This is a genomic window from Pseudonocardia pini (assembly GCF_013870575.1).
In the GTDB taxonomy this organism is placed as follows: Bacteria; Actinomycetota; Actinomycetes; order Mycobacteriales; family Pseudonocardiaceae; genus Pseudonocardia; species Pseudonocardia pini.
In genome coordinates this window covers 1-1,473 of sequence record NZ_JACBXB010001055.1, presented here as the reverse complement: position 1 = coordinate 1,473, position 1,473 = coordinate 1, and the positions used below count along the sequence as shown (strand labels likewise).

The following is a 1,473-nucleotide window of genomic DNA, read 5'->3' as shown; positions in this document are numbered from 1 at the left end:
ACCTCCCTGCCGGTCAGCACCTCGCCCCCGGCCTCGACGACGGCGGCCGCGAGCGCGTCCCCGACCGCCCGCATCCCGCCGCGCGGGAAGTAGACGCCCGCGATCGTGTCCATGTAGGCGATCACGCCGTACGCGCCGAGCGCCTGGGCGGGCGAGACGCCTGCGTAGAGCGCCTGGAAGGAGAAGATCCGGCGCAGCCGCTCGTCCGGCAGGTACCGGTCGATGCGGGGGCCGAGCCTGCCGAACCCGCCGAGCTTCGCGAGCCGCAGCAGGTCCGGCCCGACCAGGGAGAACGGCGAGTCGAGGTTCGCGCCGATGAACGTGTCGATCTCGGTGCGGTAGAGGTCGGTGAGCCATCCGCGCAGGTCGCGGTAGCCCTCCGCGGCCTCCGGGCCGCAGACCTTCCGGACCTCGGCCTCCATCGCGTCCGCGTCGGCGTGCACGTCGATCGTGGAGCCGTCGGCGAAGGTGGTCCGGTAGGCCGGGTCGAGCCGGACGAGGTCCAGCCGGGCGGCGAGTGAGTCCCCGACGGCGTGGAAGGCCTCGTCGAGCAGGTCCGGCATGGTCAGCACGGTCGGTCCGGTGTCGACCCGGAAGGTGCCCGAGTCGGTCGTCAGGTCGAGTCGGCCCGCACGGCCGCCCGGGACCTCCTCCCGTTCGACGACCGTGACGCGGCGGCCCGCCCCGAGCAGGTGGAGGGCGGCACACAGGCCCGCGAGGCCCGCCCCGACGACGACGACGTGGTCCGTCGGACCCTGGACGGTCCTCACCGGTGCCGTCTCGTGGCTCGGATCGCCAGGTCCTGCAGCGTGGTCGCGGCGGGCTCGGCGATCTCCGCGGTGGTGAGGGCGTCGAGGGCCGCGCCGGTCAGCGCGGCGATCCGCTGTTCCACGGCCTGCACCGCCCCCAGCTCGACGAACAGCCCGCGCAGCCGCTCGACGGCCACGGGGCCCAGCTCGGGGTCGCCGAGCGCGGACGTGATCTCCGCACGGGCAGGCCCGTCGCCCGCCCGCTCCAGGGCCAGCGCCACGAGCAGCGTGCGCTTGCCCTCGCGCAGGTCGTCCCCGGCGGGCTTGCCGGTGACCTCGGGGTCGCCGTAGACGCCGAGCAGGTCGTCCCGCAGCTGGAACGCGACGCCGATGTCCGCGCCGAACCGGCGGTAGGCCGTGACGAGCGACTCGTCCGCGCCCGCGAGGGCCGCGCCGAGGTGCAGCGGACGCTCCACGGTGTACGCGGCGGTCTTGTAGCGGTCGATGCGCAGCGCGGCGGCGGCGGACTCGTCCCCGGTGGCCTGGGTGACCACATCGAGGTACTGGCCGCCGAGCACCTCGGTGCGCATCCCGCGCCAGGCCTCCGCGCCCCGGTCCAGTGTGGCGGCGGGCAGCCCGGAGTCCCGGTAGAGGTCGTCGGACCAGGTGAGGGCGTTCGAGCCGACGAAGATCCGGCGCCCCGGGTCCCCGTCGGTGTTCACGA

General features: G+C 74.9%; 2 protein-coding genes. Both read right to left on the bottom strand.

What is annotated here, in order from left to right:
* A partial coding sequence (gene crtI / locus H5J29_RS32425; RefSeq protein WP_181784718.1) for a phytoene desaturase family protein occupies positions 1–770 on the bottom strand: 770 nt, incomplete at its 3' end.
* Positions 767–1,473, bottom strand: a 707-nt coding sequence (locus tag H5J29_RS32420; protein WP_181784717.1) for a polyprenyl synthetase family protein, incomplete at its 5' end; no start/stop codon positions are given. The genes H5J29_RS32420 and crtI, both read right to left, overlap by 4 nt.